At 52.5% G+C, this 14548-nt stretch carries 13 protein-coding genes; 9 read left to right on the top strand and 4 right to left on the bottom strand.

Annotation, left to right across the window (positions count from 1 at the left end):
- Nucleotides 1-96 precede the first annotated feature (96 nt).
- Nucleotides 97-363 (top strand): putative hemolysin, encoded by a 267-nt coding sequence (locus ACVXHP_RS05045; protein WP_447570993.1) that lies wholly within the window; start codon nt 97-99, stop codon nt 361-363.
- Between the two features lie 13 nt (nt 364-376).
- On the opposite strand, the gene hslJ is transcribed toward ACVXHP_RS05045, so the two are convergent.
- Nucleotides 377-796: a heat shock protein HslJ gene (gene hslJ / locus ACVXHP_RS05040; protein WP_200006343.1), complete on the bottom strand. Its 420-nt coding sequence runs from the start codon at nt 794-796 to the stop codon at nt 377-379.
- A gap of 111 nt (nt 797-907) precedes the next feature.
- Complete coding sequence (locus ACVXHP_RS05035) at nt 908-1897, bottom strand: 2-hydroxyacid dehydrogenase (protein ID WP_200006344.1); 990 nt, start codon at nt 1895-1897, stop codon at nt 908-910.
- Between the two features lie 246 nt (nt 1898-2143).
- Here ACVXHP_RS05035 and ACVXHP_RS05030 point away from each other — a divergent pair, with 246 nt between their 5' ends.
- From ACVXHP_RS05030 to ACVXHP_RS05010, 5 genes are all read left to right on the top strand, one after another.
- Complete coding sequence (locus ACVXHP_RS05030) at nt 2144-2356, top strand: hypothetical protein (RefSeq protein WP_074458538.1); 213 nt, start codon at nt 2144-2146, stop codon at nt 2354-2356.
- 166 nt (nt 2357-2522) lie between these two features.
- The gene (locus ACVXHP_RS05025) at nt 2523-5162 is read left to right on the top strand and encodes a YdbH family protein (protein ID WP_447570992.1); all 2640 of its coding nucleotides are present in this window, start codon (nt 2523-2525) and stop codon (nt 5160-5162) included.
- Nucleotides 5159-5350, top strand: coding sequence for a YnbE family lipoprotein (locus ACVXHP_RS05020; protein ID WP_038640810.1), 192 nt, complete (start codon nt 5159-5161; stop codon nt 5348-5350). Before ACVXHP_RS05025 ends, ACVXHP_RS05020 begins: the two co-directional genes overlap by 4 nt.
- 7 nt (nt 5351-5357) lie before the next feature.
- On the top strand, nt 5358-5681 hold the full coding sequence (locus ACVXHP_RS05015; RefSeq protein ID WP_447571148.1) for a YdbL family protein: 324 nt from the start codon (nt 5358-5360) through the stop codon (nt 5679-5681).
- Nucleotides 5682-5824: 143 nt separating this feature from the next.
- The gene (locus tag ACVXHP_RS05010; RefSeq protein ID WP_447570991.1) at nt 5825-6016 is read left to right on the top strand and encodes a hypothetical protein; all 192 of its coding nucleotides are present in this window, start codon (nt 5825-5827) and stop codon (nt 6014-6016) included.
- Nucleotides 6017-6058: 42 nt separating this feature from the next.
- Here ACVXHP_RS05010 and azoR read toward each other — a convergent pair whose 3' ends face one another.
- Nucleotides 6059-6664 carry an FMN-dependent NADH-azoreductase gene (gene azoR / locus ACVXHP_RS05005; protein ID WP_316130244.1) on the bottom strand — a complete coding sequence of 202 codons (606 nt, stop codon included), beginning with the start codon at nt 6662-6664 and terminating at the stop codon, nt 6059-6061.
- A gap of 201 nt (nt 6665-6865) precedes the next feature.
- Here azoR and hrpA point away from each other — a divergent pair, with 201 nt between their 5' ends.
- The 3 genes from hrpA (at nt 6866) to aldA (ending at nt 13285) form a co-directional block, all read left to right on the top strand.
- Nucleotides 6866-10768, top strand: coding sequence for an ATP-dependent RNA helicase HrpA (hrpA, locus tag ACVXHP_RS05000; RefSeq protein WP_316130245.1), 3903 nt, complete (start codon nt 6866-6868; stop codon nt 10766-10768).
- Nucleotides 10769-10854: 86 nt separating this feature from the next.
- A complete protein-coding gene (locus ACVXHP_RS04995) occupies nt 10855-11646 on the top strand; it encodes a YdcF family protein (protein WP_316130246.1) in 792 nt (263 codons plus the stop codon).
- Between the two features lie 199 nt (nt 11647-11845).
- The gene (gene aldA, locus ACVXHP_RS04990; RefSeq protein ID WP_316130247.1) at nt 11846-13285 is read left to right on the top strand and encodes an aldehyde dehydrogenase; all 1440 of its coding nucleotides are present in this window, start codon (nt 11846-11848) and stop codon (nt 13283-13285) included.
- An 86-nt stretch (nt 13286-13371) separates the two neighbouring features.
- On the opposite strand, the gene gap is transcribed toward aldA, so the two are convergent.
- Nucleotides 13372-14373, bottom strand: a complete 1002-nt coding sequence (gene gap, locus ACVXHP_RS04985; RefSeq protein WP_316130248.1) for a type I glyceraldehyde-3-phosphate dehydrogenase — start codon at nt 14371-14373, stop codon at nt 13372-13374.
- Between the last annotated feature and the right edge of the window lie 175 nt (nt 14374-14548).

Below are 14548 nucleotides of genomic sequence, written 5' to 3'. Positions count from 1 at the left end.
GCGCGCATAAATGCGTGGTTTGCCTCTCGACGGCAGTGTCTCCGCTGCCTATTATTTATGGCTGTGTCGTTGGGTTAATATTCAGAGGGGAGTAAGATGCGCGCAGCGTTTTGGGTTGGGTGTGCCGCGTTATTATTATCGGCGTGTAGCAGTGAACCTGTTCAGCAGGCAACCGCAGCACATGTCGTACCGGGCATGAAGGCAGCAATGTCCAGTTCCGGAGAGGCAAATTGCGCCATGATTGGTGGTTCGCTCTCCGTGGCTCGTCAACTGGATGGCTCAGCCATCGGGATGTGCGCGCTACCCAACGGCAAACGCTGTAGTGAACAGTCGCTTGCCGCCGGAAGCTGCGGGAGCTATTGAGCCACCGCGTTTATTACATTAAATCCGCAAGTTTATACGTCAGCGTTTGTTGTGCTGTCGCCAGTGTCAACTGGTCAGCAGTCAAATCGACCTGTGCGCCTTGCTTAAACATTTCGCTGACGATGCCGTCGAGCGCGTTAAGCTGTGGATCGGCGCACATCATGCGGGTCATCGCCATATCTTTCACTTTCAACTCGCCGTCGGACAGCTTGCCCTGACCGTGAAATTGATTACACATCTTTCCCGATACCGTCATGTTTTCGCCAAAACTCAATTCGGGTGGGTTGTTGGCGACGGTAACAGCTTTACCATTCACGCTCTGCAAAACGAAACGGTGATGCTGTAACTGGTCGCGATTGACGGAAACCTTTCCACTGCTCACACAGCCAGCCATCAGCGTGCTGAGGGCAATCAACGTGACAACTTTCTTCATTAACATTCTCTAAATTCGTGACCGGAATACATTCAATATAATAATGATACTGACTGTTTTATCATCGGCATTTGTCTGAAAATGCCCCCCTAAAGCCAGGGGGCACAAGGATTAGAAGAGGGCGTTTGGACAGGTTTCGCCTTTGGAGATTTGTTCCAGATTTTGCAGCGTCGTTTCAGAAATGCTGGTCAACGCTTCAGCGGTCAGAAACGCCTGATGCCCGGTAAACAGCACGTTATGACAGGCTGACAGACGGCGGAACACATCATCCTGAATCACATCATTGGATTTATCTTCAAAGAACAGATCGCGTTCGTTTTCATACACGTCCATACCCAGAGAACCAATTTTCTGGTTTTTCAGAGCATCGATAGCCGCCTGTGAATCGATCAACGCCCCACGGCTGGTGTTAATAACCATCACGCCGTTTTTCATTTGCTCAAAGGCTTCCTGGTTGAGCAGATGATAATTCTCCGGCGTCAACGGGCAGTGCAGGGAGATAACATCGGACTCCGCGAACAGCGTTTTAAGATCGACATATTCCACGCCTAATTCCAGAGCAGCGGCGCTTGGGTAGGGATCGAACGCCAGCAGGCGCATACCAAACCCTTTCAGGATCCGCAGCGCAGCAATACCGATTTTACCGGTACCAATCACCCCGGCCGTTTTGCCATACATGGTAAAGCCGGTCAGCCCTTCAAGAGAGAAGTTGGCATCGCGGGTACGCTGATAAGCGCGATGAATACGGCGGTTTAGGGTCATCATCATGCCAATCGCATGCTCAGCGACAGCTTCAGGTGAATAGGCCGGGACGCGTACCACCTGCAGACCCAGCTCTTTTGCCGCGTCGAGATCGACGTTATTGAACCCGGCACAGCGCAGGGCGATATATTTCACACCCTGCTTTTTCAGTTCTTCCAGAACCGGTCGGCTGCCATCGTCGTTGACGAAGATGCATACAGCTTCGCAGCCATGGGCTGTTTTGGCTGTTTTCTCCGTCAGCAGAAAGTCAAAAAATTCAAGTTCAAAACCAAAAGCCTCGTTAACCTGCTGCAGATACTTTTTGTCGTACTGTTTTGTACTATAGATGGCGAGTTTCATAAGACTTTCTCCAGTGATTTTGACGTCACATTAGTTCAATTCAAATTATTTTACAAAATCTAAAAAGTTATTGATAGTCATAGAAGTAATGAATATTTGGAGCGTATCTTTTGTTAGTGTGGGCAGGTTACGCGATTTCAACAACCGGATATTTTCCATTCGCTGGGCAGGGAGTGTGGGCAAAAAGCCAGGTGATTCACATCCAGACAGCTACGCTTATACAGGTAGCAGATATCGGGAGGAGTTATGCTAACTCACTCTGAAGCAAAACGATGGGCCACCTTAATGCTTAAGGCGGCTTTATGCGATGGAATGAAGCCTGAAGAAATTTCCCGCCAGGTGCATCTTGTCTGTGATCATCATGGCAAGGAGTGTCTTGAAGAACTTATAGAAGAAATACTGATAGAGGCTGGTCGGATAGGACCTAAACATAGCGATGGACAGCTGAATCATCATTGAGTCCGAACCTATGCGCTGCTGTGTTGGAATCGTTCCTGACGGCACGTGTAACAGCGTGCCACATAGCGCTATTATCTATCCTTAATGTGGGCATATCCAGTTAAACATGCCACAATACAGGCCTAAACCGGCTTAAATTTTTGCTAAATCAGGATATTAACTACCCATGAAGGGTAAATATAAAGCCGTTCTGGCACTCCTCTTATTATTGATTCTCGTGCCGCTGACGCTGGTGATGACGCTTGGCCTGTGGGTTCCGACCCTGGTGGGCGTCTGGTTACCTGTGGGGACCCGTATCGCGCTGGATGAGAGTCCACGGCTGACACGGCATGGGCTGCATATCCCGGAACTTCGCTATCTGGTCGATGATTGCCCGCTGGCGCGCATTACTCAGGCGGACCTGTCCCATCCCAGCCGCTGGTTGCTCAACGTCGGGACAATTGAGCTGGATTCCGCTTGCCTGGCCAAATTACCGCAGACAGAAGCGTCTCCGGTCGCACCTAAAACGCTGGCTGAATGGCAATCGATGCTGCCCAATACCTGGATTAACATCGACAAACTTATTCTCTCTCCCTGGCAGGAATGGCAGGGTAAATTGTCTCTCTCGCTAACGCCCTCTACTCAGCAACTGCGCTACCAGGGTGAAAAGGTTAAATTCCAGGGGCGTCTGCATGGGCAAAATCTCACGGTAAATGAGCTGGATATTGCTGCATTTGAAGGGCAACCGCCGGTAAAACTGGTCGGTGAATTTACTATGCCGCTGGTTCCGGATGGGTTACCAGTGAGCGGTCATGCCGTTGCGACTCTGAGCTTGCCGCAGGAACCCACGCTTGTGGACGCGGAACTGGAGTGGCAGGAAAATAGCGGCCAATTGATCGTCATGGCGCGTGATAATGCCGATCCGCTGCTCGATCTTCCGTGGGAAATAACCCGCCAGCAGTTGACTATCAGCGATGGTCGTTGGAACTGGCCTTATCAGGGATTCCCGCTAAGCGGGCGGCTGGGCATGAAAGTTGAAAACTGGCAGGCCGGGTTGGAAAACGCGGTGGTGAGCGGGCGTCTGAACATTTTGACGCAAGGCGATGCCGGTAAAGGAAACGCCGTTTTAACGCTGGGGCCGGGTAAGCTGGGTATCGATAACAACGAGATGCCGTTACAGCTGATCGGCGAAGCGAAACAGGGCGATCTGATCTTCTACGCGAAACTACCCGCCAAACTCACCGGTAGCCTGAACGATCCGCAACTGGCGTTTGAACCAGGGGCGCTGTTGCGTTCGCGGGGGCGGGTAATTGATTCGCTGGATATTGACGAGATTCGTTGGCCGCTGGCGGGCGTAAAAGTAACACAACGCGGTGTGGATGGGCGTCTACAGGCTATTTTGCGTGCGCATGAAAACCAGATGGGAGGCTTTGAGCTGCACCTGGATGGTCTGGCAAATGATTTTCTTCCTGATGCCGGTCGCTGGCAATGGCGTTACTGGGGCGAAGGCAGCTTTACGCCAATGCATGCTCGCTGGGACGTGGCGGGTAAGGGGGAATGGCATGACAACACGCTGAAGCTCTTTGATCTTTCCACCGGATTTGATCACTTGCAATACGGCTCCATGACGGTGGAAAACCCGCGCCTGGTAATGGATGAGCCGATTGTTTGGGTGCGGGACGCGACCAAACCGACCTTTAGCGGCGCACTGTCACTGGACGCAGGAAAAACCGTCTTCACCGGCGGAAGTATCTTACCTCCCTCAACGCTAAAGTTCAGCGTGGAAGGTAGCGACCCGACGATTTTCCAGTTCAAGGGCCAGCTTCACGCGGGTGCGATCGGCCCCGTACAGCTAAACGGCCGTTGGGACGGGATCCGTCTGCGCGGGCAGGCCTGGTGGCCAAAACAATCGCTCACCGTGTTTCAGCCGTTGACCCCGCCTGACTGGAAAATGAAGCTGCGTGAAGGTGATCTGTATGCGCAGGTCGCATTCTCGGCCGCGCCGGAACAGGGCTTTGAAGCAGGCGGTCATGGGGTATTAAAAAATGGTAGCGCCTGGATGCCTGATAACCAAATTAATGGCGTCGATTTTATTTTGCCGTTTCGGTTTAGCGAAGGCGCATGGCAACTGGGTACGCGTGGGCCTGTTTCACTGCGTATTGCGGAAGTTGTGAATCAGGTGACGGTGAAAAATATTACTGCCGATCTGCAGGGTGCGTACCCCTGGAGTGAAGACAATCCGTTACTGCTGAGCGATGTCAGCGCCGAACTGCTGGGAGGCAAAGTCATCATGCAGCAGCTGCGGATGCCACAGCACGACCCAGCCTTATTACGCGTGCAGAATATCTCCTCCAGCGAGCTGATTAGCGCGGTTAACCCCAAGCAGTTCGCTATGTCGGGTCCAGTCAGCGGCGCATTGCCATTATGGTTGGATAACGAAAAGTGGATCATCAAAGACGGCTGGTTAACCAACCCAGGTCCAATGACGCTGCGTATCGATAAAGATACGGCGGATGCCGTCGTTAAAGATAATATGGCGGCTGGCGCGGCAATTAACTGGCTGCGCTATATGGAAATAACCCATTCCTGGACGAAAATAAACCTGGATAACCTGGGTGTCTTAACGATGCAGGCCACCGTGACTGGCAATAGCCGAGTAGATGGCAAAGTGGGGACGGTTAATTTGAATTACACCCACGAGGAAAACGTCTTTACGCTATGGCGCAGTTTGCGTTTTGGCGACAATTTACAGGCATGGCTTGAGCAAAATGCAGCGCTGCCGGAAACCCATTGCCTGGAAGGCAAGGAATGTGAGGAACAACAATGAAAACGATAGCCGCCATGCTGGGTTTGCTGGCTTCATCTCTGGTGGTAGGTTGTACCCCAAGAATCGAAGTGGCTGCGCCAAAAGAGCCGATCACGATTAATATGAACGTCAAAATCGAGCATGAGATTCATATCAAAGTTGATAAAGACGTCGAAAGCTTATTGAAATCGCGCAGCGATCTGTTCTGAGGTCATGATGAAAAAGCAGCTTGCAGCGATCCTGGTGGCGCTGAGTTTTATCACCAGCAATGCATGGGCGTTGACCCTGAATGAAGCCAGAACTCAGGGGCGGGTGGGGGAAACGCTTAATGGTTATCTGGTGGCATTACAGACTGACGCCGAAACGCAGACGCTGGTGAGTGAGATTAATAAGGCGCGAAGCGCCAGTTATCAGCAACTGGCTGAGAGCAATAATATTCCGCCAGAGGAAGTCGCAAAAATGGCCGGACAGAAGTTGGTTGCTCGCGCTAAACCGGGGGAGTACGTGCAAGGTATAAACGGTAAGTGGTTGAGGAAATAATAATCATTTCCGAGCATCGCTGTTGGATTGATATTACAAGTGGAGGATCCTTCCGGATTATTCCTCGACATCGCAATAGTTGCCACACGGCATCAAACTGATATTGATATAGTTCAACACCGGTCGCGTCGTGGAGTGAAATCATGTGGCTTCTCAAGTGGTATGTCTGGAATCGTTGGGTATTCAAGCTGTTAAGCCGGGATGTCGCGGAGCCGGAACAATTTTTAGTTCATTGCTGGGAAGAAAATCTGGCGAAGTGCAGGGATTATGCAACCATCTGGCGTGATATTAATCGCATTCACGGCAAGCAGGTACATGTGCAGACAAAGAAGTAAGTACTGAGAAACCCTCCCACCGGATGGTGAGAGGGTGAATTATCAGGCAGCAACCACGCTGTCGATAGCGGCTTTCGCATCGGACTGTGCTTTAGATGCCACTTCCGGACCGTAAGCGATACCTTCAGCAAAAACAACGTTCACGTCGGTGATGCCGATAAAGCCCAGGAACACGTTCAGGTACGGTGTGATCAGGTCAGTCGGGGTATCTTTATGAATACCACCACGGCTGGTCAGTACCACTGCGCGTTTACCGGTCACCAGACCTTCCGGACCTTTCTCGGTATAACGGAAGGTCACGCCAGCACGGGCAATCAGGTCAAAGTAGTTTTTCAACTGCGTCGGAATGTTGAAGTTATACATCGGCGCGGCGATAACAATCACATCATGCGCTTTCAGTTCAGCGATCAACTCGTCAGACAGCGCCAGCGCTTCTTGCTGACGCGGCGTCAGCGGCGCATCGCTTGGGCGCATCGCACCCACCAGTTCGCCATCCAGTACCGGAACAGGGTTTGCAGCCAGGTCGCGGACGGTGATTTCATCAGCAGAGTGCTTTTCACGCCACTGTTCAACAAAATAATCAGACAACTGACCAGACTGAGAGTACCCTGCCAGAATACTGGATTTAAGAACTAATATCTTGCTCATGGGTGTTTCCTTTTATGTGTTTGAAGGGGTAGTGCCCCGTTGCTTGTTGACACTTTATTCACAATCCTGTCGCAGTGATAGCGCAATATATCGAATCCTATGTTCGAAATTATTGAACAACACATGAAAAGCCCCGATGTGGTACTCTATATCTATCATCTAAAAGAGATTTAACCCGGCAGATCACTGCCTTTTAACGCTATGACAGAACAACCAAAATTAACCTTCAACATGTTGCAACAACAGCTGGACTCGCTGATGCTGCGTGACAGACAGCGTTTTGCCCGCCGTCTGCACGGCGTGAAGAAGGTTAAAAATCCTGATGCACAACAGGCCATCTACCAGGAGATGGCAAAAGAGATCGACCAGGCAGCCGGTAAAGTTGTGCTGCGTGAAGCGGCGCGCCCGGTCATCAGCTACCCGGAAAACCTGCCTGTCAGCCAGAAAAAACAGGATATTCTGGAAGCCATTCGCGACCATCAGGTGGTGATTGTGGCTGGTGAGACCGGTTCAGGTAAAACCACCCAGTTGCCGAAAATCTGTATGGAGCTGGGGCGCGGGGTAAAAGGGCTGATCGGCCATACCCAGCCGCGTCGTCTGGCGGCGCGTACCGTGGCGAATCGTATTGCGGAAGAGCTGCAAACCGAGCCGGGCGGTTGTATTGGTTATAAAGTCCGTTTTAGCGATCATGTTAGTGACAACACCATGGTTAAGCTGATGACGGACGGTATCCTGCTGGCAGAAATCCAGCAGGATCGACTGCTAATGCAGTACGACACCATCATCATCGATGAAGCGCATGAACGCAGCCTGAACATTGACTTTCTGCTCGGCTACCTGAAAGAACTTCTGCCGCGTCGTCCGGATCTAAAAATTATCATCACTTCGGCGACCATTGACCCGGAACGCTTTTCTAAGCATTTCAACAATGCGCCGATTATCGAAGTCTCTGGCCGAACCTATCCGGTGGAAGTCCGCTATCGTCCGATTGTTGAAGACGCAGATGACACCGAGCGTGACCAGTTGCAGGCAATTTTTGATGCCGTAGACGAGTTAGGCCGTGAAAGTCAGGGCGACATACTGATCTTCATGAGCGGTGAGCGCGAAATCCGCGATACTGCCGATGCCCTGAATAAGCTGGATTTGCGTCACACCGAAGTGCTGCCACTGTATGCGCGTCTCTCCAATAGCGAGCAGAATCGCGTGTTCCAGTCGCACAGCGGTCGCCGTATTGTGCTGGCCACCAACGTGGCGGAAACCTCGCTGACCGTACCGGGCATCAAGTATGTCATTGATCCTGGCACCGCGCGTATCAGCCGCTACAGCTATCGCACTAAAGTCCAGCGTTTGCCGATTGAACCGGTGTCGCAGGCCTCTGCCAACCAGCGTAAAGGCCGTTGCGGTCGCGTTTCGGAAGGGATCTGTATTCGTCTGTATTCTGAAGACGACTTCCTGTCGCGTCCGGAGTTTACCGATCCGGAGATCCTGCGTACCAACCTGGCATCCGTTATTTTGCAGATGACCGCGCTGGGGCTGGGGGATATCGCGGCGTTCCCGTTTGTTGAAGCGCCGGATAAACGCAATATTCAGGACGGGGTGCGCCTGCTCGAAGAGCTGGGTGCGATAACCACCGATGAACTGGCAACCGCTTACAAATTAACGCCGTTGGGCCGCCAGCTGTCGCAACTTCCGGTGGATCCGCGTCTGGCGCGCATGGTACTGGAAGCGCAAAAACATGGCTGTGTGCGTGAGGCGATGATTATCACCTCGGCACTGTCCATTCAGGATCCGCGCGAGCGGCCAATGGACAAGCAGCAAGCTTCCGACGAGAAGCACCGCCGCTTCCATGACAAAGAGTCTGACTTCCTGGCGTTTGTGAACTTATGGAATTACCTCGGCGAGCAGCAAAAAGCGTTGTCGTCAAACCAGTTCCGCCGTCAGTGTAAAGTCGACTTTCTTAATTATCTGCGCGTACGTGAATGGCAGGATATCTACACGCAGCTGCGCCAGGTGGTAAAAGAGTTGGGCATTCCGGTCAACAGCGAACCTGCTGAATATCGGGAGATCCACGTCGCATTGCTGACTGGCTTACTGTCCCATATCGGTATGAAAGATGCCGATAAGCAGGAATTTACCGGCGCGCGTAACGCCCGTTTCTCGATCTTCCCGGGGTCCGGTTTATTCAAAAAACCGCCGAAGTGGACGATGGTGGCGGAGCTGGTGGAAACCAGCCGCCTGTGGGGACGTATTGCCGCGCGTATCGATCCCGAGTGGGTGGAGCCAGTTGCGCAGCATCTGATCAAACGTTCATACAGCGAACCGCACTGGGAGCGCGCGCAGGGCGCGGTAATGGCGACAGAAAAGGTCACCGTCTACGGCTTACCGATTGTTGCTGCCCGTAAGGTTAACTACAGCCAGATCGATCCGGCGCTGTCGCGTGAACTGTTCATTCGTCATGCGCTGGTGGAGGGTGACTGGCAAACGCGCCATGCTTTCTTCCGTGACAACCTGAAGCTACGGGCCGAGGTGGAAGAGTTAGAGCATAAATCGCGCCGTCGCGACATCCTGGTTGATGATGAAACACTGTTTGAGTTTTACGACCAGCGTATTAGCCATGATGTGGTTTCTGCTCGCCACTTTGATAGCTGGTGGAAGAAAGTTTCCCGCGAGACCCCGGACCTGCTCAACTTTGAAAAGAGCATGCTTATCAAAGAGGGCGCGGAAAAAATCAGTAAGCTGGATTATCCGAACTTCTGGCATCAGGGCAATCTCAAACTGCGGTTGAGCTACCAGTTCGAACCGGGAGCCGATGCGGACGGTGTGACCGTGCATATTCCACTCCCGCTGCTCAATCAGATCGAAGAGAGCGGTTTTGAATGGCAGATTCCAGGCCTGCGCCGTGAGCTGGTGATTGCCCTGATTAAATCGCTGCCGAAACCGGTAAGACGTAACTTTGTTCCTGCTCCGAACTATGCCGAGGCATTTTTAGGCCGCGTGACGCCGTTGGAACTGCCGCTGCTGGACGCGCTGGAACGTGAACTGCGCCGGATGACTGGCGTCACCGTTGACCGCGATGACTGGCATTGGGATCAGGTACCCGATCACCTAAAAATCACCTTCCGGGTGGTGGATGATAAGAACAAGAAGCTACAGGAAGGGCGTTCGCTACAGGATCTGAAAGATACCTTGAAGGGTAAGGTTCAGGAAACGCTGTCCGCGGTGGCGGATGACGGTATCGAACAGAGCGGATTGCATATCTGGAGCTTCGGGCAGCTTCCGGAAAGTTACGAGCAAAAACGCGGTAACTATAAGGTAAAAGCGTGGCCAGCGCTGGTCGATGAGCGTGACAGCGTTGCCATCAAATTGTTTGATAATCCGCTGGAGCAGCAACAGGCTATGTGGTGCGGTTTACGCCGCCTGCTACTGTTGAATATTCCTTCGCCGATCAAATATTTACACGAGAAGTTGCCTAACAAAGCCAAGCTGGGGCTGTATTTTAACCCGTATGGCAAAGTGCTGGATTTGATTGACGACTGTATCTCCTGCGGTGTGGATCGGTTGATCGACGCCCATGGTGGTCCCGTGTGGACGGAAGAGGGCTTTGCGGCGTTGCATGAGAAGGTGCGGGCTGAACTGAACGATACGGTGGTGGATATCGCGAAGCAGGTCGAACAGATCCTGACCGCGGTGTTTAATATCAATAAGCGTCTGAAAGGGCGTGTGGATATGACCATGGCGTTAGGGCTTTCAGATATCAAAGCGCAAATGAGCGGGCTGGTGTACCGCGGATTTGTCACTGGTAATGGTTTCAAACGCCTGGGCGATACGCTGCGTTATTTGCAGGCTATTGAAAAGCGTCTGGAAAAACTGGCCATCGATCCACACCGCGACCGCGCACAGATGCTGAAAGTGGATAGTGTGCAGCAGGCCTGGCAGCAATGGTTCAATAAACTGCCGCCTGCGCGCCGTGAAGATGACGACGTCAAAGAGATCCGCTGGATGATAGAAGAGCTGCGCGTCAGCTATTTTGCCCAGCAGCTCGGTACGCCGTACCCGATTTCAGATAAACGTATCCTGCAGGCGATGGATCAGATCACGGGATAATGCGGTGCGGGGCCGTAGGCCGGACAAGGCGTAGCCGCCATCCGGCCTCTGTACCCGGTAAAGAATAAACACCAGGAGTCATGAATATGAGTCAGTTTCCGACGCTTTCCGCGACCACGCTGGCGGCGATCAATACTGTAGGGCAATGGCTGGCGCAGAGCGATTTTACGGGGGGCATCACGGTTCAGTCAGATTGCGTAATTCTGGCGGGGAACGCGGTGATCCCGACCATCGACGCCGCCTGTCGGATCGCGAAAGACCAACAGGTTCCCTTATTGATTAGTGGGGGCATCGGTCATTCCACGCGCTTTCTGTATGACGCGATTGCCCGGCATCCTCGCTACAATATCATTCGAACCACCGGACGTGCGGAAGCGGCGATCCTTGCCGATATCGCTCACCAATTCTGGCACATTCCGGGGGAGAAGATTTGGGTGGAAGACCAGTCAACAAACTGCGGTGAAAATGCCCGATTTAGCTGTGCGTTACTGAGCCAGGCGACAGAAAGCATGCATACCGTCATTGTGGTGCAGGATCCGACCATGCAACGCCGCACGATGGCAACGTTTCAGCGCGTAACCCGCGATGAGCTACATGCGCCGCGCTGGTTGAGTTTTCCGGGATTCGTTCCTGAGCTGGTCCAACAGGGCGACGGCGTGGACTTTGCGCCGACGGCCGAAGGGCTATGGTCAGTGGATCGCTATCTTTCGCTCATTACCGGAGAGTTGCCGCGTCTGCGGGACGATGTTAGTGGCTATGGTCCCTGTGGCCGCGATTTTATCGTGCACGTGGATATTCCAGGTAACGTTGAAGCAGCCTGGCAGCAATTGAAAAGCGATACCGCGCTGTCAGACTTACTGGAGAGCCGCTCTCTGTGATCCCTGCTGCCCGTTTGTAAGCGTTTTGTTGCAAACGGGCATCAATCCCGCCCGTTTTTTCCCTTCATCATCGCTTTGCCAGGCGCTTTTATGAAGCTGCTCACAGAACAGCCACTATAGCGATAATTCGTCAGGCATGATTGATATTAATTAACAATAGTTTTACTTGTTAAAAACAAATCAATCACAGGAGAAGCGCATGTCAGTACCCGTACAACATCCTATGTATATCGATGGGCAGTTTGTGACCTGGCACGATGACGCCTGGATTGATGTCGTCAATCCGGCCACGGAAGAGGTTATCTCACGTATTCCGGATGGACGTGCCGAAGATGCGCGTAAAGCGATAGACGCGGCCCAGCGCGCTCAGCCTGAATGGGAAGCTCTACCGGCCATTGAGCGGGCGAACTGGCTACGCAAAATATCTGCGGGTATCCGTCAACGCGCCAGCGAAATCAGTGCATTGATAGTGGCTGAAGGCGGGAAAATACAGCAACTGGCCGAGATTGAAGTCGCATTTACCGCCGATTATATCGATTACATGGCCGAGTGGGCGCGCCGTTATGAAGGCGAGATCCTGCAAAGCGATCGTCCGGGCGAGAATATCCTGTTGTTTAAGCGCGCCCTGGGCGTGACAACGGGCATTCTGCCGTGGAATTTTCCGTTCTTCCTGATTGCTCGCAAACTGGCCCCCGCGCTGCTGACGGGCAATACCATTGTCATTAAACCGAGTGAGTTTACGCCAAACAACGCCATCGCCTTTGCCAAAATTGTTGATGATATCGGCTTACCGCGCGGGGTATTTAATCTGGTCCTTGGACGCGGTGAAACGGTCGGCCAGGAGCTGGCCGGAAACCCGAAAGTGGCAATGGTCAGCATGACCGGTAGCGTTGGCGCGGGCGAGAAAATCATGGCTGCAGCGGCCAAAAACATCACTAAAGTCTGCTTGGAACTGGGGGGCAAAGCCCCAGCTATCGTGATGGATGATGCTGACCTTGAACTGGCTGTGAAGGCAATTGTTGACTCACGGGTCATCAATACCGGGCAGGTATGCAACTGTGCCGAACGTGTGTACGTCCAGAAAGGTATTTATGACCAGTTCGTTAATCGCCTGGGTGAAGCGATGAAAGCCGTACAGTTCGGCAATCCGGCGGAGCGCCATGACATCGCAATGGGACCGTTGATTAACGCCGCGGCACTGGAACGAGTGGAGCAGAAAGTGGCGCGAGCGGTACAGGAGGGGGCCAGAGTGGTGCTTGGCGGTAAGGCGGTAGAAGGCAAAGGCTATTACTATCCACCGACATTACTGTTGGATGTGCGCCAGGAGATGGCGATTATGCACGAGGAGACCTTTGGTCCGGTGCTGCCAGTGGTGGCGTTTAACACGCTGGAAGAGGCGCTGACGATGGCCAACGACAGCGACTACGGATTGACCTCATCGATTTACACGCAAAATCTGAACACGGCGATGAAGGCGATTAAGGGACTGAAGTTTGGTGAAACGTACATTAACCGTGAAAACTTCGAGGCAATGCAGGGCTTCCACGCAGGGTGGCGCAAGTCCGGGATTGGCGGGGCAGACGGTAAACACGGTCTGAACGAATATCTGCAAACGCAGGTGGTTTATCTGCAGTCCTAAGCTTTTAGCCGGGTGAGTTGGTACGTCACCCGGCGTAATTCTTACACTTTGGCGGCTATCCCGTTCATTCGACCTCCGCCACAACGTCAGAGCTTGATAAATTTATCCAGCGTACGAATAAGTTGGGTCACAAAACCGTACTCGTTATCGTACCAGGCGACGGTTTTTACCAGTTGCAGATCGCCCACTTCGGTAATTTCAGTTTGTGTCGCATCAAATACCGAACCGAAATGTGAGCCAATCACATCTGATGAGACAATCTCCTCGTCGGTATAGCCAAATGACTCATTATTCAGCGTGGCTTTTTTCAGCGCGTTATTAACCTCTTCAGCGGTGACCTTTTTACCCAATACCGACACCAGTTCCGTGACGGATCCGGTTTTCACAGGCACGCGCTGGGCGTGGCCTTTTAATTTTCCGCTCAATGCCGGTATCACCAGGCCAATAGCTTTCGCCGCGCCGGTGGTATGGGGAATGATGTTCTCTGCCGCCGCCCGCGAGGCGCGCAGATCCTTTCCGCGAGGGCCATCTACCAGCGATTGCGTCCCCGTGTAGGCATGGATGGTCGTCATGGTGCCCAGTTGAATACCGAAGCTGTCATGCAGGGCTTTCGCCATCGGCGCCAGGCAGTTAGTGGTGCACGATGCGACAGAGATAATTCGATCGTTCGCATCCAGCGTGTCGTCGTTCACGTTAAAAACAATGGTTTTCATATCCCCGGCAGGGGCAGATATCAGGACTTTTTTGGCGCCTGCGTCCAGGTGCGCGTTGGCTTTTTCTGTTGAGGTATAAAAACCGGTGCATTCGATGATGATCTCTGCGCCAGTGGCTTTCCACGGGATATTTTTGGCCTCTTTTTCTGCATAAACAGCGATTTTTTTACCGTCGACAATCAGCGCGTCTTCGGTAAAGTCGATACTCCAGGGAAATGGACCGTAATTTGAGTCGTGTTTTAACAGATAGGCGAGAATTTTGGGCGAGGTCAGGTCATTAATGGCGACGACCTCCACGCTGCTTTTGACCTCCAGTAGTCGACGCAATACCAGACGACCGATACGACCAAAACCGTTAATGCCAATTTTACTCATGGTTTTCTCCTGTCAGGATGAGGCGGTACGACATATTTTCCCTACCAGGCATAGTCCAGTCAGGCATCCGGGGCAATAGCTGTTTTTGCGCTTAAACGTAACTGACTGATAATGGATGAACAAAACTTAATGAATTTTTAACAAAAGCCCGTTATGTTGACGCATTATTGTTTCT

It is taken from the genome of Citrobacter freundii complex sp. 2025EL-00176 (assembly GCF_053309355.1).
This window is presented reverse-complemented; position numbering and strand designations above follow the sequence as displayed.